15 protein-coding genes are annotated in these 16,655 nt (G+C 62.0%); 4 read left to right on the forward strand and 11 right to left on the reverse strand.

The window, feature by feature from the left end; translation table 11 throughout:
• Window positions 1–6: 6 nt before the first annotated feature.
• From RHM60_RS08140 to RHM60_RS08180, 9 genes are all read right to left on the reverse strand, one after another.
• Window positions 7–936 carry a ketoacyl-ACP synthase III gene (locus RHM60_RS08140; RefSeq protein WP_231421576.1) on the reverse strand — a complete coding sequence of 310 codons (930 nt, stop codon included), beginning with the start codon at window positions 934–936 and terminating at the stop codon, window positions 7–9.
• Window positions 937–1,215: 279 nt separating this feature from the next.
• Window positions 1,216–2,820 (reverse strand): flagellar hook-associated protein 3, encoded by a 1,605-nt coding sequence (locus tag RHM60_RS08145; RefSeq protein WP_209983488.1) that lies wholly within the window; start codon window positions 2,818–2,820, stop codon window positions 1,216–1,218.
• A 14-nt stretch (window positions 2,821–2,834) separates the two neighbouring features.
• Window positions 2,835–4,880, reverse strand: a complete 2,046-nt coding sequence (gene flgK / locus RHM60_RS08150) for a flagellar hook-associated protein FlgK (protein ID WP_209983490.1) — start codon at window positions 4,878–4,880, stop codon at window positions 2,835–2,837.
• Window positions 4,881–4,890: 10 nt separating this feature from the next.
• Window positions 4,891–6,159 carry a flagellar assembly peptidoglycan hydrolase FlgJ gene (gene flgJ / locus RHM60_RS08155; protein WP_209983493.1) on the reverse strand — a complete coding sequence of 423 codons (1,269 nt, stop codon included), beginning with the start codon at window positions 6,157–6,159 and terminating at the stop codon, window positions 4,891–4,893.
• A 4-nt stretch (window positions 6,160–6,163) separates the two neighbouring features.
• Window positions 6,164–7,270 (reverse strand): flagellar basal body P-ring protein FlgI, encoded by a 1,107-nt coding sequence (locus tag RHM60_RS08160; protein ID WP_003230933.1) that lies wholly within the window; start codon window positions 7,268–7,270, stop codon window positions 6,164–6,166.
• A 21-nt stretch (window positions 7,271–7,291) separates the two neighbouring features.
• Window positions 7,292–7,987: a flagellar basal body L-ring protein FlgH gene (gene flgH, locus RHM60_RS08165; RefSeq protein ID WP_057008190.1), complete on the reverse strand. Its 696-nt coding sequence runs from the start codon at window positions 7,985–7,987 to the stop codon at window positions 7,292–7,294.
• Window positions 7,988–8,040: 53 nt separating this feature from the next.
• Entirely contained in the window at window positions 8,041–8,826 is a 786-nt protein-coding gene (gene flgG, locus RHM60_RS08170; protein WP_003230929.1) for a flagellar basal-body rod protein FlgG, read from the reverse strand.
• A 57-nt stretch (window positions 8,827–8,883) separates the two neighbouring features.
• The gene (locus tag RHM60_RS08175; RefSeq protein ID WP_209983495.1) at window positions 8,884–9,624 is read right to left on the reverse strand and encodes a flagellar basal body rod protein FlgF; all 741 of its coding nucleotides are present in this window, start codon (window positions 9,622–9,624) and stop codon (window positions 8,884–8,886) included.
• Between the two features lie 500 nt (window positions 9,625–10,124).
• Window positions 10,125–11,684: a sigma-54-dependent transcriptional regulator gene (locus RHM60_RS08180; protein WP_322214154.1), complete on the reverse strand. Its 1,560-nt coding sequence runs from the start codon at window positions 11,682–11,684 to the stop codon at window positions 10,125–10,127.
• 256 nt (window positions 11,685–11,940) lie between these two features.
• Here RHM60_RS08180 and phhA point away from each other — a divergent pair, with 256 nt between their 5' ends.
• The 3 genes from phhA (at window position 11,941) to RHM60_RS08195 (ending at window position 14,381) form a co-directional block, all read left to right on the forward strand.
• The gene (gene phhA, locus RHM60_RS08185) at window positions 11,941–12,732 is read left to right on the forward strand and encodes a phenylalanine 4-monooxygenase (protein ID WP_322214155.1); all 792 of its coding nucleotides are present in this window, start codon (window positions 11,941–11,943) and stop codon (window positions 12,730–12,732) included.
• Window positions 12,733–12,828: 96 nt separating this feature from the next.
• Window positions 12,829–13,185, forward strand: a complete 357-nt coding sequence (locus RHM60_RS08190) for a 4a-hydroxytetrahydrobiopterin dehydratase (protein ID WP_003238764.1) — start codon at window positions 12,829–12,831, stop codon at window positions 13,183–13,185.
• Window positions 13,185–14,381 carry an amino acid aminotransferase gene (locus tag RHM60_RS08195; protein WP_416195168.1) on the forward strand — a complete coding sequence of 399 codons (1,197 nt, stop codon included), beginning with the start codon at window positions 13,185–13,187 and terminating at the stop codon, window positions 14,379–14,381. The genes RHM60_RS08190 and RHM60_RS08195 overlap by 1 nt, the downstream gene beginning before the upstream one ends.
• A 31-nt stretch (window positions 14,382–14,412) precedes the next feature.
• On the opposite strand, the gene RHM60_RS08200 is transcribed toward RHM60_RS08195, so the two are convergent.
• Complete coding sequence (locus tag RHM60_RS08200) at window positions 14,413–15,222, reverse strand: UDP-2,3-diacylglucosamine diphosphatase (RefSeq protein WP_057010361.1); 810 nt, start codon at window positions 15,220–15,222, stop codon at window positions 14,413–14,415.
• 221 nt (window positions 15,223–15,443) lie between these two features.
• On the opposite strand from RHM60_RS08200, the gene RHM60_RS08205 reads away from it, so the two are divergent.
• Entirely contained in the window at window positions 15,444–16,328 is an 885-nt protein-coding gene (locus RHM60_RS08205; RefSeq protein WP_322214157.1) for a DMT family transporter, read from the forward strand.
• 3 nt (window positions 16,329–16,331) lie between these two features.
• Here RHM60_RS08205 and RHM60_RS08210 read toward each other — a convergent pair whose 3' ends face one another.
• A complete protein-coding gene (locus tag RHM60_RS08210) occupies window positions 16,332–16,619 on the reverse strand; it encodes a SelT/SelW/SelH family protein (RefSeq protein WP_209983508.1) in 288 nt (95 codons plus the stop codon).
• Window positions 16,620–16,655 lie beyond the last annotated feature (36 nt).

Consider the following 16,655-nt stretch of genomic DNA (forward strand, 5'->3'; position numbering starts at 1 on the left):
AAGGTGTCACGGGCGATACAGAATCGCCGAGCCCCACGACAGGCCCACACCGAACCCGCTGATTGCCACGCGTTTCCAGGTGGCGTCCATCACGTGCTTTTCCAGCAGCAACGGAATGCTTGACGACACGGTGTTGCCGGTCTCGACCATGTCCTTGATGAACTTGTCCACCGGTGCATCTTCAAAACGCCGCGCCACGGCGTCGACGATCGCCGCACTGCCCTGGTGAATGCAGAACGCGTCAATCTCGTCAGCCTTGAGGTCTGATTCGTTGAGCAGCTCGTGCAGATGGGCCGGCACTTTGAGCAAGGCAAAGTTGAAGACCTGACGGCCGTTCATGAAGAACACGCCGTCGCTGACCTTGAGGTGCGGCGCGCCGGAACCGTCGGTGCCGAACTTCGACTTGCCGAGCAACCACGGCGCATCTTCGCCCATCCAGGTGGCGGTGGCGGCATCGCCGAACAGCATGGTGGTGTTGCGGTCTTCGGGGTCGACGATTTTCGAGTACGGGTCGGCGGTGATCAGCAGGCCGTTTTTCAGGCCGGCGGCTTCCATGAAGCCTTTCATCGCGTAGATGCCGTAGACGTAGCCGGAGCAGCCCAGGGAAATATCAAAGGCGGCCACATGAGTCGGCAGGCCGAGTTTGTCCTGCACGATGGCGGCGGTGTGGGGCAAACCCTCTTCGTCGCCGTTCTGGGTGACGACGATCAGCGCGTCGATTGACTCGCGCTTCAACTCCGGGTTGTTGGCAAACAACGCATTGACCGCCTCGACACACAGATCGGAGGTTTCCTGCGTAGCTTCCTTGCGCGGCAGGAACGCCGACCCGATCTTGCCAATGATGAATTCTTCATCCTTGGCGAATTTGGCACCCTGGGCGTAGTTATCGATCCCGTCCGCGGGCACGTAACTGGCGATGCTTTTTATGCCAATCATTGTGGCTTCCCAATACCGAATAGCTGGAGAACACCCCCGGGACTGCGCCTGGAGTGCTGACAATAAGAGGGGGTAACCCCGTAAAATCTCGCTGAAAGCCGCACCGCAGGGTGTGCTGGGCGACTTATCCTTTTCACACGATACAGTGAAGATGCGCCTTATGACTCACAGGTCACTCAATTTTCTGCGTTTTGTGCAAAACCCTTCAACAATTCAGCCGCGAAAACGACAACGGCCCACCCCGTTTTCGGAGTGAGCCGTCGGTTCGCTGCGCGAGCCTTACATCTTGTTGAACAGGCTCAACTGCGAGATCTTCACGAACGCCAATTGCGAGGCCTGCAGCATGGTTTGCTGCAAGGTCAGGTTGATCGCCGCCTGCGCGGTGTCGATGTTGCCCAGGTCGCTCATGGTGCTGGTGTTGGCCAGGCCGATGCTGGCGTTCTCACTGGCCTGGGTATCCAGGGCATTCTGCCGCGCGCCGATGGAGCCGCGCACCACATCGATCTGGGTACTGGAGTTGGTGAAGTTGCTGATCGCGGCAGACAACGCGTCCTTGAGCTTGACCGTCGCCGCCGGGCTGCCGTCGGCCGGCAGCTCAAGCGCCTGGCGCAGTTGGCTCAGGGTATCGAGCGCGTTCTGGGTCTTCTGGGTAGCGGCGCCCACCGCAAACTGGTCACCGCTCTGCGGCGTGCCGCTGACGTCGAACGTCACCCCGGCCGCGACGACGGTGGTGCCGCCGCCGGTATCGCCGGTGGCGATGGATTTACTCTCGGACGTGTACGGCTGGGCATACACCTGATACGCCGTGGCGCTGGTGAACTTGATCACCGCACCGTTGTTGGCCGGGAACGTGCTGGCATACGAGGCCTGGTTGGTCACGCGGGCATTGCTCAACTGCGCCGTCGAAGGGTTGCTGGCGGTGCGCGACACGCTGAAAGTGTCCGGCTTGGCTTCCAGGCTGAACGAGCGATCCTTGACCACGGCATCGGAGTTGGGGCCCGACGCGACGTCACCCAGGTTGAAGTTGATGTCGAATTTCACGCCACGCAAGTTGACGCTGGAGCTGCCCTCCTTGGTGGAATCGAACGTACCGTTACCGGGGATCTGCGAGGTGATGTCAACACCGTTCTTGTCGACCACGGTGTACTGGGTACTGCTACTGAAGGTCAGCTTGTAGGGCTGGCCGTCGGCGAATTTATTGGTGTAGTCGATGCCATTGGTGACGAGCCCGGCCGACAACGCCACTTTATTGTCATTGGCTACCGGCTGGGTGGCCGGTGGCACCACGGCCGGCGCGATCCAGGTGGCCTGGGTGCGGCTGGAGTTGACCGCGCCTTCCAGAATGTTCTTGCCGGTGTCACCGGCGCTGATGCTCAGGGTGTCGGACACCTGCAGGCTGAGCGGGGTTTCGTCGCCCTGATAGTTGTAGGTGCCGTCGCTGTTACGGCTGTAGGGCGGCGTATCGGTCTTGGAACCGGAAAACAGGTAGTTGCCCGACGAGTCCTTGCTGTTGAGCAGGCCCAGCACCTGATCTTCGATGGCACCGACTTCACTGGCCACCGAACGTCGGTCCGCATCGCTGAGGGAGCCGCCTGCACGCAGCGCCAGTTCACTGGCACGGCCCAAGGCCAGGTTGATCGACTGCAGCACGCTTTCTTCGTTGGTCAGGGAGTTTTTCAGGCTGGTGACGTTGGTGTTGAACTGGCCCAGCATGTCTTTCTGCTGCTGCAGCATCAACAGGCGCGCCGCCGCCACCGGGTCATCGGCGGCTGTCTGCACGCGTACGCCCGTGGAGGCCTGATCCTGAGCCTGTACCAGGCTTGAATAGTTGGTCTGGTACTTGGCGGCAGTGGTATCGAAATACTGCTGTGTGGAAATGCGCATTGTCCCAGGCTCCCTTAAAGACTATTGATCAGCGTACTGAAGGTTTCTTGCGCCGCCTTGATGATCTGCGACGACGCGGTGTAGTACTGCTGAAACTTGATCATGTCGCCCGCTTCTTCATCCAGGTTGACCTGGGATACCGAGTTGCGCGCGTCCTGGTTGGCCTTGAGCAGTGCGCCCGTGGCCGTGGTGTCGGTGTTGCCCGAGGCGGCCTTGGCCCCGACGGTGGACACCAGTCGACTGTTGGCCCCGACCAGGCTCACACCGCCGCCGCTGCCGTCACTCAACCCCACCGTGACTTTGGTCTGCAGGTCGAGCAGCGCCTGGGCGTTGCGGTTGTCCGACTTGCCCGTCGCATTGAACGAGAACGTGGTGCTGTCGCCATTGGCGGGCGAGCCGGCGACAGTGGTATCGAACTTGAAGCTCTTGGCCGGCACCAGCACGGCCCCACTGGCATCGCGCATCGGCACGTCGACCGTGATCTTGTTGGTCTGGCCCGGGATGATGGTGCCGGTGCCAATCGAATTGCCCTGGGCATCGTTGAGCGTGTAGCTCTGGGTGCCATCGGCGGCCGGCTTGCCGAACACCATTTTTACCGGCATTGAGCTTTCGATCCCGGTACGCAATTGAGCGGTGTCGGCGCCGCCGTGAATATCAATCGGCACGGTCAGGGTCGGCGGAGTGAAGGTGCCCGTGCCCTGGTTGGTCTTGCTGCCCTCGCCCAGCAACGGCGCGGCGAACGCGACTTTATTGGCGTCGGTCAGCTGGGTGCCGATGGTGGTCGCGCCATTGGCGGTGGGGCTGACTTTGAAACTGTCGCCGGCGGCCATGGGCCCCTTGCCGTCCAGTGCCAGGGTGAAGCCATCGATCACCGGCGGCGGCGTGGTGGTGGTGTCGAACGCGCCCATCGCCTTGCCGTCGGAACGCAGCACGGTATAAGTGCTGCCACTGGTGAAGCTGACCTTGTAGTCGTAGGTCGACAGCTTGCTGGTGTCCTTGATCGTGACATTCAGGTTGCCGGAGCCGGCACTGTTGCCCGCCGCTCCCTGGCTGCGCTGCGCAATGGCGGCGGCGCTGTTGATGTCCTTGAACAACGACGCACCAAAGTCACCGTTCAGGTCCAGGCCCTGGCCCAGCTGGCTGTTGACGGTGTCAGCGGTGGCCAGCGCGATACGCCCCAGGTCGTTGATGGTGGGCGTCAGCACATCGCTGCGGTAACGCAACAGGCCGCCGATGCTGCCACCGCTGAGCACATTGCCCAGGTCGATGGCGGTACTGCCACCGGCATTGAGCTGGATGGTGTACTGGGTCGGGTCGCTTTTGCTCGGCACTGCCGAAATGCTGTTGGACTGGTCGCCCAGCACCAGGGACTGGCCACTGCCAGTGCTGACGCTGAACACGCCGTTCTTCTCGCCGGTGGTGACGCCCACCAGCTCATTGAGCGAACGCACCGCCTCGTTGCGCGCATCCAGCAGGTTGGCCGGCGCACTCATGTTGGAGCCCTGCGCCTGGGTGATCTGCTTGTTGAGCGAGGCGATGGAAGAGGTCAACTGGTTGACCTGATCACTCATGGTGCTCAACTGACCGTTAATCGACTCTTTCTGTTGGGTCAATTGGCTGGAAATTGCGTTGAAGCGGTTGCTCAGGGTCTGGGCGCTGGTCAGCAGCACCTGACGGGCGGACACGTCACTGGGGTTGGCCGCCGAGGTCTGCACGGCGGCAAAGAACCCACTCAGCACCGAAGACATGCCGGTGGTCTTGTCCGACAGGGTCTTGTCGATGGCGCTGGCCTGGCCCGAATAAGCCTTGGCGTCGTTATTGAGCGCCGTGCTGTTCTGGTAAGCCGCGTCGAGGAATTCGTTGTACACCCGGCGCACGTCGGCCAGGGTGGTGCCGGTACCGACGAACAGGCCACCGTAAGGGTTGGCCGCGCTGGCGTTCTGCGTGGTCTGCTGACGCGAATAGCCCGAGGTATTGGCGTTGGCGATGTTGTTACTCAAGACTGACAACGACCCTTGAGCGGCGTTGAGCCCCGACATCCCGATACTGAGCAAACTCATGGTTCAAACCTTATAAATGTGTGGTTGCGCCAGCGGCAGCGTAATTCTGGTAACTGCCCATCGTTTTTGCGATCTGCGAAATCTTGCTGGCGTAATCCGGGTCGGTTGCGTATCCGGCTTTTTGCAACTCGCGCACAAACTGCTCCGGGTTGTCGGCTGATTTCACAACATCTTTATAGCGATCATTGCTTTGCAGCAACGTGACGAGGTCATGGAAGCTGTCCTGGTAGGACGTATAGGAACGGAACTGCGCCGTTTCCTTGACCATCGCCCCGTCACGAAACTCGCTGGTGATTGCACGGGCCTGTTCGCCCTGCCAGCTCTTGCCGGCCTTGATACCGAACAGGTTGTGGCTGCTGCTGCCATCCTGGGCGCGCATTACCGACTTGCCCCAACCGGTTTCCAGAGCGGCCTGGGCCACCAGGTACTTAGGATCGATGCCAATGCGCGCGGCGGCGGCCTTGGCCATCGGCAGCATGGTGGCGACAAATTCATCCTGGGAACTGAACGCTTTCTTCGCCGGCGCCAACGGTGGCTGGGCCACGGCGCGGGCGTATACCTGCATCTGCCCGCTCGGCGCGGCAAACGCACGCGCGCTGCTGTTGACCACATTGTCGGCGGAGGCGCTGTTGCGCAGCGGCGCGCTTTTGGCGTCGATAGCCACCGGCGCGGTCGGCACGATGCCGGCGAGCAGGCGGTCGGTCAGCTTGCTCGGCAAGGCGATGCGGCGCTGGTTCATCAGCGCCACGTCATTGCTGTGGGACGCCGCGCCGCCAGCCTGGGGCTCAGCCACACGGTACGCCCACAGCGGCCGCTGGCCATTGGAGCGGCCCAACGGGCCGGAAGCCTGGGTGCCGGCGGCAATCTCGGTCGGCACATCGACTTTCTTCGCCGGCTCAGTTGCCCCAGGGCCTTGCAGGGTGGCCGCCTGGGCGTCCACCGGCTTGTTCTTCTGCATCTGGCGCATCAGCACGTCGGCGAGGCCGATGCCGCCGCCTTCGCGGGACATCGACACCGCCAGTTGCTGGTCGTACATGTCCTGGTACTGCTTGGCGGCATCGGTGTTCAGCGGGTTGTCTTCGCCCACGGCGTCGGTGGCCTTGCGCATCGACTTGAGCATTTCGCTGAGAAACAGCGACTCGAATTCCTGCGCCACTTTGCGCATGTTTCCGTCGCTGTTCTTGTCGCCGACCTTCAGTTGGTTAAGCCGGTTCAAGTCGGAGTAAGACCCCGAGTCCGCCGTGCTGCTGATGCCGCTCTTGCGCATATCCATGGCCATGGCCTCAGATCACGATCAGGTCGGCTTGCAAGGCGCCGGCCTGTTTCAGGGCTTCGAGGATCGCCATCAAGTCGCCTGGCGCCGCGCCCACCTGGTTCACCGCACGGACGATCTCGTCCAGGGTGGTGCCGGGGCCGAACTTGAACATCGGTTTGGCTTCCTGCTGGGCATTGACCCGCGAGCGTGGCACCACCGCCGTCTGGCCATTGGACAAGGGCCCAGGCTGGCTGACGATCGGGTCTTCGGTGATGGTCACGGTCAGGCTGCCGTGGGTGACCGCCGCCGGCGAGACCTTAACGTTCTGGCCGATCACGATAGTGCCGGTACGCGAGTTGATGATGACCTTGGCCACCGCCTGGCCAGGATCGACCTCGAGGTTTTCCAGGATCGACAGATAATCGACACGCTGGCTTGGGTCCAGTGGCGCGGTGACGCGCACGGAGCCACCGTCGATGGCCTGGGCCACGCCTGGGCCGAGCATGTCGTTGATCTTGTCGACCACACGTTTGGCAGTGGTGAAGTCGGAGCGATTGAGGTTCAGGGTCAGGCTGTTGCCCTGGTTGAACCCGCTGGGCACGGTGCGTTCCACGGTGGCGCCGCCAGGGATGCGTCCGGCCGACGGAACGTTGACGGTAATCTTCGAACCGTCGCGGCCCTCGGCGTCAAAACCGCCCACCACCAGGTTGCCCTGGGCGATGGCGTAGACGTTGCCGTCGATGCCCTTGAGCGGCGTCATCAGCAAGGTGCCGCCGCGCAGGCTCTTGGAGTTACCGATGGACGACACGGTGATATCCACCACCTGGCCCGGCTTGGAGAACGCCGGCAAATCGGCGCTGATCGACACCGCCGCGACGTTTTTCAGTTGCACGTTGCCTGAACCCGCCGGCACCTTGATGCCGAACTGCGAGAGCATGTTGTTGAAGGTCTGCAGGGTGAACGGGGTCTGGGTGGTCTGGTCACCCGTACCGCTGAGCCCCACTACCAGGCCGTAACCGATCAACTGGTTGGAGCGCACGCCGGAAATACTGGCGATGTCTTTCAGGCGCTCGGCCTGGGCGACAGCGCTCAGGCTCAGCAGGAGCGCCGCCGCCAGCAGTTGCTTGAGGTTCAAAGTTCTCACCTTAATGGGCACCTAGAAAGGAAACAGCGGGCTAAGGAAGAAACGGTCGAACCAGCCCGGCTGGCTCGCATCGGCAAACGCGCCGGTGCCGGAGTACGTGATGCGCGCATCGGCGATGCGGGTCGACGGCACGGTGTTGTCGGTGGAGATATCATCTGCACGCACCATGCCAGCAATGCGCACCAGCTCGTCGCCGGTGTTGAGGGTCATCCACTTTTCACCACGTATCGCAATGATGCCGTTGGGCAATACATCGGCCACGGTCACAGTGATCGAACCGGTCAGGCTGTTGCCCTGCCCTGCCGCGCTCTTGCCATTGGTGGCACGGTCGCCGCTGTAACCGGCGCTCAAGCTCAGGTCGCCATCGCCCAACGGATTATTGACGTTGGGCACCGCACCGAACAGCGAGGTGAGGCCGATGCCGGCCTTGCTGGTTTTGCCCACCTGGGAGTTGGCGTTCTTGCTGGCCTGGGTGCGCTCGTTCAGGGTGATGGTAATGATGTCACCGACCCGGAACGCCTTGCGATCGCTGTACAGGTTCTGCTCGAAACCGGCCTGGTAAATCGAGCCATTGTTGGCGGCCGCCGGCAATGGCGTGCGCGGCAACACCGGCGCGTAGTACGGGTCATTGGGTTTCGGCGACGGCGCGACACACCCCGCCAGCACGCTGATCCCACTCAATGCCAAGACACAAACAAAGCGATTCATGACCCTAACCTCACGGTGTTGCAGACGCGCTCGCAAGCGCCCCATAGACTTGATTACAGATTCTGCGTGACGAACGAAAGCATCTTGTCGGCGGTGGAAATCACCTTGGAGTTCATCTCGTAGGCGCGTTGAGTGGTGATCATGTTGACCATCTCCTCAACCGTGCTGACGTTGGAAGTTTCCAGGGTGCTTTGCAGGGTGGTGCCGAAACCGTTGAGGCCTGGAGTGCCGATTTGCGGCGCGCCGCTGGAGGCGGTTTCCAGGAACAGGTTGCCGCCCATCGCCTGCAGGCCGGCCGGGTTGATGAAGTCGGCGGTCTGCAGGTTGCCGATCACTTGCGACGCCGGGTTGCCGGCGACGGTGATCGACACGGTGCCGTCGTTACCGACGGTGAAGGTCTGCGCATTCGCAGGCACCACAATCGCAGGTTCCAGGGCAAAACCATTGGCGGTGACGACCTGACCGTTGGCGTCCAGGTGGAATGTGCCGTCACGGGTGTAGGAAGTCGTGCCATCCGGTTGCAGGATCTGGAAGAACCCCTTGCCGTTGATCGCCATGTCCAGGGGTTGCCCGGTTTGCTGCAAGTTACCGGCGGTGAAGTTTTTCTGGGTGCCGACGATCTGCACACCGGTACCCAGCTGCAGGCCCGACGGCAGTTCGCTGTCCTGGGTCGACTGGGCGCCCGGCTGCTTCTTGATCTGGTAGAGCAAGTCCTGGAACTCGGCGCGATCACGTTTGAAGCCCGTGGTCGACACGTTCGCCAGGTTGTTGGAAATGGTGGTCAGGTTGGTGTCCTGGGCGGACAAACCGGTTTTGGCAACCCATAGAGCCGGAAGCATGCTGTTCTCCTTCGTGCGCCTGATCGTTGGCGCCGTGCTGCGAAATTAGTGGGTGACTTAGCTCATCTGCATGACGCGAGTCATGGCCTGATCGTCTTCCTTGGCGCTGTTCATCATCTTGATGTGCAGCTCGAACTGTTTGGAAAGCGCCAGCACCGCGGTCATTTCCTCCACCGCGTTGACGTTGCTCGCCTGCAGGAAACCCGAGTTCAGCGTGACCCGCGCATCGGCCTGGGCAGGCTGGCCATCCTTGGTGTGGATGGTGCCGTCCAGCCCCTTGGTCATGTTCTTGAGGTCCGGCTGGACCAGCTTGATGCGGTCCACTTCGGCCATCACCCGCGGGCCTTCGCCCATCGCGCGGATGCTGATGGTGCCGTCGGTGCCCACTTCGATTTTCTGCTGGGGCGGCACGGCAATCGGGCCGCCGTTGCCCATGATCGGCATGCCGTTGGCGGCGCGCAGCACGCCCAGCGCGTCCACATTCATGCTGGCGCTGCGCACGTAGGCTTCGCCGCCATCCGGGGTTTGCACGGCCATCCAGCCGTCGCCGCTGACGGCCACATCGAGGTCACGACCGGTTTCGATCATGGCGCCCGGCGAGAAGTCAGTGCCTGGCCGCTCGGTCAGGGCAAACGCCCGCGCCGGAAAGCTGTCACCGAACACCGGCATCGAACGCGCCTGCTCCAGGTCGCGCTGGAAGCCGTTGGTGGAAATGTTCGCCAGATTGTTGGCATGGGCCTTCTGCGCCAGAGCATTCTGGCTGGCGCCGGTCATTGCCACGTAAAGGTATTTGTCCACGCTCTATCCTCTTTCTGACGGACGCTTGCCGCCCACCGCTGTACTGATGAGGCTTAAGCAATTTGCGGTCCAACTTTTTGGAATGGACGCAAGTGCAGGTGGGGCGGGGGTTTGGAGGGAGTTGAGGTGGGCAGATGGACGGGGGATAGTCGAAAAAACGGCGGACTACTGCCGCGGGCGGCAAGTATCGGTCTTGAAACTGACGCGGGTTGGTTTTTTTGGGGCTGCCTGGGTTTTTGCGTGCATATCCGTTATTTGGGTAACGGGGCGCCCAAGATCAAAAGCAGGATCAAAAGCCAGAGCAAGGCAGATCTAAAGCAGTCTGATACCTTCAGAAAAATGGAGATCCAAATGTGGCAGGCAGGAACCCCCGGTCGGCTCTAACGCCGCCGCGCTTTTGCTTTTGATCTGGAAGCGCCCCGTCAACCATGTGTCCGGACTAGACAGTTCCTCCCAGAAGTGAGCCGCTGTAAGAGCGGTGTACCCACCCGCAGACGCACTCAAGCACCCTTCACCACCCCATAATCGCGCAACTTATTCGCAATAGTCGTATGCGAAACCCCCAACCGCTTCCCCAACTGCCGACTGCTGGAATGCTCCACATACAACGCCTCCAACACCGCCTTCTCAAACCGCCCGACAATCGCCTCCAACCCCCCTTCCAGCGAAAAGTCTCCCAGCGGCTGACGCACCCCGTAATCCGGCAGTCGAATATGCTCCACCTTGACCACCCCGCCCTCACACAACGAAACCGCCTGAAACAACACATTCTCCAGTTGCCGCACATTCCCCGGCCAATGGTAATGAGCAAGCCGGTCCATGGCCGCCGGTGCCAGTGTTGGCAGCGGGCAGCCGATCTGCCGGCTGGCCTGGTCGAGAAAGTGCTCCACCAACGGCACCAGGCCATCCAGGCACTCGCGCAACGGCGGGATATGCAACGACAACACATTCAGCCGGTGATACAAATCCTGACGAAACTCCCCCCGCGCGCAGAGTTCGGACAAATCCACCTGGGTCGCGCAAATCACCCGCACATCCAGGTACACCTCTTCATCGCTGCCCACTCGACGAAAGCAACCGTCCTGCAGAAACCGCAGCAATTTCACCTGCAACCGCGCGCTCATTTCCCCCACGCCATCAAGAAACAGGGTCCCGCCCGCCGTCAGTTCCAGCAGCCCGAGCTTGCCCTCGGCGCGGGCCCCTTCAAATGCGCCGGGGCCGTAGCCGAACAGTTCGGTCTCGGCCATCGACTCCGGCAACCCCGCGCAGTTGAGCGCCATCAACGGCGATTGCCCACGCGGGCTGGCCAGGTGGCAGGCGCGGGCCAGCAGTTCCTTGCCGGTGCCGGTTTCGCCTTCTATTAATAGCGGCGCATCCAACGGCGCCATCCGCCGCGCCTCGCGGACCACCGCGGCCATGACCCGCGAGCTCTGGAAAATGCTGTCGAAGCCGCGCAACTCCTGCTTGCGCACGTTGTAGATGCGCTCGCCGACACGGTCGGCACGGTGCAGGGTCAGTACGGCGCCCGCCATGGCTTCGCTGTCGTCGTGCTCGGACGATTGCAACGGCGCGATATCGGCCAGGAACACATCACCCTTGACCTTGACCCGCAAGCCGTTGATGCGCGACTTGCTGGCGCGCACCAGTTCCGGCAAGTCGAAATCCTCGGCGTAGCGCGACAGCGGAATTCCCGGCACCTCGTCCACCCGCACCCCGAGCAACTGCGCGGCCGAGCGGTTGGCGGCAACGATGGAGCCGCCCATATCGATCGACAGCACCGGAAACTCCAGGGCGCCCAGCAAGGCGTTGAGTTCCATGTGCCGGCGCTCGCTGGGCATCAGCCCTACCCGTTTTACGCCGAACACCCCGCCAATTGCCTCGAACTTCGGGCGCAAGGCCTGGAACTGCATGTTCACCAGGTTTGGGCAGTACAGGTAAATGGCGTTGCCATGCTCACCGCCGACCTCGCCTTTGGCGACGTTGACGCCGTACTCCACCAGCAGGTTGAGGATATCCCGCAGGATGCCGATGCGGTTCTGGCAATGCACTTTGATACGCATGAAGAGACCCGAAGAGTGGGAAGACGCTGCGTGTTTTTGTCGCTGAGCGCAGATTATCGTCAAGATTATGTTACAGCCAGTGTCCTTTTCCCAGCCCAATGCCGTGACGAGCGCAGATTCGTAACGAATTCTTTACGAACGGTAGTGAGTTTTCCTGCAACTGACTCTGGAAACCGGATGGAATCCTGCCCGGCAGGGCGTATCAATACCGGTATCGCAGGACATAACAATAATGAACGCCTAGCAGGAGAGCCGTATGAAGCAGACGCAATACGTGGCCCGCGAGCCCGATGCGCAAGGTTTTATCCATTACTCGCCGGAAGAACACGCGGTGTGGAATACCCTGATCACGCGCCAACTGAAGGTGATCGAGGGTCGCGCCTGCCAGGAATACCTGGACGGTATCGACAAGCTGGCACTGCCACTGGACCGCATCCCGCAACTGGACGAAATCAATCAAGTGCTGGCCGACACCACCGGCTGGCAAGTGGCTCGCGTTCCGGCGCTGATCCCCTTCCAGACCTTTTTCGAGCTGCTCGCCAGCAAGCAGTTTCCGGTGGCGACGTTTATTCGCACCCGCGAGGAACTGGACTATCTGCAAGAGCCGGATATCTTTCACGAGATCTTCGGCCACTGCCCGCTGCTGACCAACCCCTGGTTCGCTGAATTCACCCACACCTACGGCAAGCTCGGCCTGGCGGCCACCAAGAAGCAACGGGTGTACCTGGCGCGGCTGTACTGGATGACCATCGAGTTCGGCCTGGTGGACACCCCCGCCGGCCTGCGCATCTACGGTGGCGGCATTCTGTCGTCGCCCAGGGAGACGGTGTACAGCCTGTCAGCGCAGCCCGAACATCAAGCCTTCGACCCACTGGAAGCCATGCGCACGCCGTACCGCATCGACATCCTGCAACCGCTGTATTTCGTCCTGCCCGAGCTCAAGCGCCTGTTCGACGTGGCGCAGGAAGACATCATGGGCATGGTCGAGCGCGGCATGCAGCTGGGTCTGCACGCGCCCAAGTTTCCCCCCAAGCCCAAGGCTGCCTGAACCGTGTATTTTGACGCCAGGTGAGTCTGTTCCCTGGCCGCGCGTTGCTTTAGGGTGACGCCACTGACCTTCACCTTTCGAATTCAGGACATCTCCATGACCACGTTGAACCAAGCCCACTGTGAAGCCTGCCGCGCCGACGCCCCGCAAGTCAGCGATGAAGAGTTGCCGGTACTGCTCAAGCAGATCCCTGACTGGAACATCGAAGTGCGCGACGGCGTGATGCAGCTGGAAAAGGTATTCCTGTTCAAGAACTTCAAGTTCGCCCTGGCTTTCACCAACGCTGTGGGTGAGATCGCCGAAGCCGAGGGCCATCACCCTGGCCTGCTCACTGAATGGGGCAAGGTCACCGTGACCTGGTGGAGCCACTCGATCAAGGGCCTGCACCGCAACGACTTCATCATGGCCGCGCGCACCGACGAAGTGGCCACCGGCGCCGAGGGCCGCAAGTGATGCATTTCGATGCCATTGGCCGCGTGCCCGGCGACCCGATCCTGGGCCTGATGGAGCTGTACGCCGAGGACGCCAGCCCGCACAAGTTCGACCTCGGCGTGGGCGTGTACAAGGACGATCAGGGCCTGACGCCGATTCTTCATGCGGTGAAACTCGCCGAGCAGCGCCTGGTGGACACGCAGACCACCAAGACCTACATCGGCGGCCACGGCAATGCGGCCTTCGGCACCCTGCTCTGCGAACTGGTACTGGGCGCCGATTCAGCGGTGCTCGGCGAACGTCGTGCCGGCGCCACCCAAACCCCGGGCGGCACCGGTGCCCTGCGCCTGAGCGCCGACTTCATCGCCCAGAGTTTGCCCGGCCGTGGTGTCTGGCTGAGCGACCCGACCTGGCCGATCCACGAAAGCATCTTCGCCAGGGCCGGGCTCAAGGTCAGCCACTACCCCTACGTGGGGGCTGACAATCGCCTGGACGTAGCGGCAATGCTGGCGACGCTGACCACGGTGCCGGAGGGCGACGTGGTGCTGCTGCACGCCTGCTGCCACAACCCGACCGGCTTCGACCTGTCCCAGGATGACTGGCGCCAGGTGCTGCAGATTGTGCGCGAGCGCCGGTTGCTGCCGCTGATCGACTTCGCCTACCAGGGCTTTGGCGATGGCCTGGAACAGGACGCCTGGGCCGTGCGCTTGTTTGCCGCCGAGTTGCCCGAAGTGCTGGTGACCAGCTCGTGCTCGAAGAACTTCGGCCTCTACAGCGACCGCGTGGGCGCGCTGATTGTGTGTGCGGCCGATGCCGAGAAACTGACGGATGTGCGCAGCCAATTGGCCAATACCGCGCGCAACCTGTGGTCGACGCCGCCGGATCATGGCGCTGCAGTGGTCGCAACCATCCTCGGCGACGTTGAACTGCGCGCCCTGTGGAGCGGCGAGGTCGAAGCCATGCGCGCGCGCATCGCCCAATTGCGTGCCGGGCTGGTGGACGCCCTGGCCCCCCACGGGTTGGCTGAGCGGTTTGCGCACATCGGGACGCAGCGCGGAATGTTTTCCTACACCGGCCTGAGTGCCGAGCAGGTCAAACAACTGCGTGAGAAGCACAGCGTGTACATGGTGAGTTCGGGACGGGCCAACGTCGCAGGCATTGATGCAACACGCCTGAATAGGCTGGCCCAGGCCATCGCCGACGTGTCACCCAACTAAAGGAGGGAGGGGCTTGCTCCCTCCCACACCTTCAGCCTGCGACCATTTCGGCCTTGAGCTGCGCTTCTTTCGCCTGCGCATCCGCCAGGCGATACAACTCGATCTGCCCATCCCAGTGCTCGATCAGCGCGGTGCAGGACTCAACCCAGTCCCCGCAGTTGAGGTAGTCCACCTCGCCCACCTTGCGAATCTCCGCATGGTGAATATGCCCGCACACCACTCCGTGCAGCTCGCGCTTGGTCACTTCGTGGGCGATGGCTTCTTCGAAATCGCTGATAAAACTCACTGCGGTCTTCACCTTGTGCTTCAAATACGCCGACAGCGACCAATAGCCATAGCCATAGCGCGCCCGCCAATGGTTGAGCCAGCGGTTCAAGGTGAGGGTAAATTCGTAGGCCGAGTCGCCCAGAAACGCCAGCCAGCGGTGATAGCGGGTGATCACGTCAAACTGGTCGCCGTGAATCACCAGCAGGTGACGACCATCGGCGGTGACGTGCACCGCTTCGTCCACCAACTGGATATTGCCCAGGATCAGCTTGGAATAGCGGCGCAAAAATTCGTCATGGTTACCGGTGACATAAATCACCTCGGTACCGCGCTTGGCCATGGTCAGCAGACGGCGGATCACGTTGGTGTGAGCCTGGGGCCAATACATGCCGCCGCGCATTTTCCAGCCATCGATGATGTCGCCCACCAGGTACACCTTGTCGGCGTGGTAGCCCTTGAGAAATTGCGACAGGTGTTCAGCCTGACAATCCCGGGTGCCCAGGTGCACGTCGGAAATCCACAGGGTACGCACCCTTTGCTTGCGGCTGGGCTTGATGGACTCTGCACTGGTCATGGGCTTGCCTCGGCGGTGTTTTCGCGAGCTTGCGCCCTGGCGATTAATAGCCCATGACAACGGTGCGTCAGTCTGATGACAGCGACCTGGCTGCGATCATCCCGACGCAGTGTGCGTTGTAGGAATAGTCATGCGATAAAAATCGCGAGGCGGACGACAGACGCCGACCTGCGCAACCCACTAGACTGCGCCTCTGTCACCTCGTTGGTTCAAGGATCGCAATGACTCCCCGCTCAGCCCTCGGCGCCCTGCATATCGGCGCACTGATGTTTGGCCTCACCGGCGTATTCGGCAAACTGGCGGCCGCCTCACCCGCCATTATCGTGTTTGGTCGCGCCGCGTTTGCCGTGCTGGCCCTGGCGGTATTTGCCCGGTTCGCCAGCAATGCTCCCTGGAAGCCACTGCAGATGCGCGACTGGCGCCGACTGGTGGTCAGCGGCGTACTGCTGGCGGCGCACTGGGTGACGTTCTTTATTGCGGTCAAAGTGGCCGGTGTGGCGGTTGCCACGCTGGGGTTCACTGCGTTCCCGGCGTTTACCGTGATCCTTGAAGGGCTGATTTTTCGCGAACGCATCCGTGCCAATGAAGTGTTGCTGGTGGCGCTGGTCACGGTCGGCCTGGTGCTGGTGACGCCGGACTTCAATCTTGCCAGCGAAGCCACCGGCGGCCTGTTGTGGGGGATTGTCTCGGGGTTGCTGTTCTCGTTGCTGTCGCTGAACAACCGTGCCGGCTCCGGGCGAATTCCGGCGGTGCAGGCGGCGTTGTGCCAGAACGTGGTGGTCGCGGTATGCCTGTTGCCCATGGCGGCACCGGGGCTGGCGCAGGTGCGTGCGATTGACTGGCTGTGGATCGGCCTGCTCGGGGTGTTCTGCACGGGCCTGGCCCATAGCCTGTTTGTTGCCAGCCTGGCAGTGATCAAGGCACGCACCGCGTCGGTGGTGTTCGCCATGGAGCCGGTCTATGGCATTACCGTGGCCTGGCTGCTGTTCGCCGAGACCCCGACCCTGCGCATGCTGCTGGGCGGCGCGCTGATCATCGTCGCCATTGTGCTGTCCGGCCTGATGGGCAGCGCCGCTCAGGCAAAACAGCCGGCTGGGGCAAGCTGACGCCTAAGCGGTGCGGTCGTTGTGGCCCAGATCACGTTGCGGGTCGATCTGGTCACGTACCCGTTGCTTGAGCACCTTGGCCTCGGGGAAGCCGCCGTCGGCCTTGCGCTCCCACAGTTGCACGCCGTCGCAGGTAATCCGAAATACGCCGCCGGTCGCAGGCTCCAGTGCGACCCGGGCCAGATCCTCGGCAAAGGTGCTTAACAGCTCCTGCGCCAGCCACGCCGCGCGGAGCAGCCATTGGCACTGGGTGCAGTAGGTGATGACGATCTCGGGTTTGTTCGCGGACATAATTTGACAGGCTCCTGGCGTAACGGCCTCAGCGGA

Source organism: Pseudomonas sp. MH9.3 (genome assembly GCF_034354675.1).
Lineage (GTDB): Bacteria > Pseudomonadota > Gammaproteobacteria > Pseudomonadales > Pseudomonadaceae > Aquipseudomonas.

What these genes read in the sequence shown, in the direction of transcription:
- flgK (WP_209983490.1), bottom strand. Translation starts at nt 4,880, where the DNA reads ATGAGTTTGCTCAGTATCGGGATGTCGGGGCTCAACGCCGCTCAAGGG.
- RHM60_RS08180 (WP_322214154.1), bottom strand. Translation starts at nt 11,684, where the DNA reads ATGCGTATCAAAGTGCATTGCCAGAACCGCATCGGCATCCTGCGGGAT.
- flgJ (WP_209983493.1), bottom strand. Translation starts at nt 6,159, where the DNA reads ATGGCCATGGATATGCGCAAGAGCGGCATCAGCAGCACGGCGGACTCG.
- RHM60_RS08140 (WP_231421576.1), bottom strand. Translation starts at nt 936, where the DNA reads ATGATTGGCATAAAAAGCATCGCCAGTTACGTGCCCGCGGACGGGATC.
- RHM60_RS08145 (WP_209983488.1), bottom strand. Translation starts at nt 2,820, where the DNA reads ATGCGCATTTCCACACAGCAGTATTTCGATACCACTGCCGCCAAGTAC.
- RHM60_RS08205 (WP_322214157.1), top strand. Translation starts at nt 15,444, where the DNA reads ATGACTCCCCGCTCAGCCCTCGGCGCCCTGCATATCGGCGCACTGATG.
- phhA (WP_322214155.1), top strand. Translation starts at nt 11,941, where the DNA reads ATGAAGCAGACGCAATACGTGGCCCGCGAGCCCGATGCGCAAGGTTTT.
- flgG (WP_003230929.1), bottom strand. Translation starts at nt 8,826, where the DNA reads ATGCTTCCGGCTCTATGGGTTGCCAAAACCGGTTTGTCCGCCCAGGAC.
- RHM60_RS08195 (WP_416195168.1), top strand. Translation starts at nt 13,185, where the DNA reads ATGCATTTCGATGCCATTGGCCGCGTGCCCGGCGACCCGATCCTGGGC.
- flgH (WP_057008190.1), bottom strand. Translation starts at nt 7,987, where the DNA reads ATGAATCGCTTTGTTTGTGTCTTGGCATTGAGTGGGATCAGCGTGCTG.
- RHM60_RS08210 (WP_209983508.1), bottom strand. Translation starts at nt 16,619, where the DNA reads ATGTCCGCGAACAAACCCGAGATCGTCATCACCTACTGCACCCAGTGC.
- RHM60_RS08200 (WP_057010361.1), bottom strand. Translation starts at nt 15,222, where the DNA reads ATGACCAGTGCAGAGTCCATCAAGCCCAGCCGCAAGCAAAGGGTGCGT.
- RHM60_RS08190 (WP_003238764.1), top strand. Translation starts at nt 12,829, where the DNA reads ATGACCACGTTGAACCAAGCCCACTGTGAAGCCTGCCGCGCCGACGCC.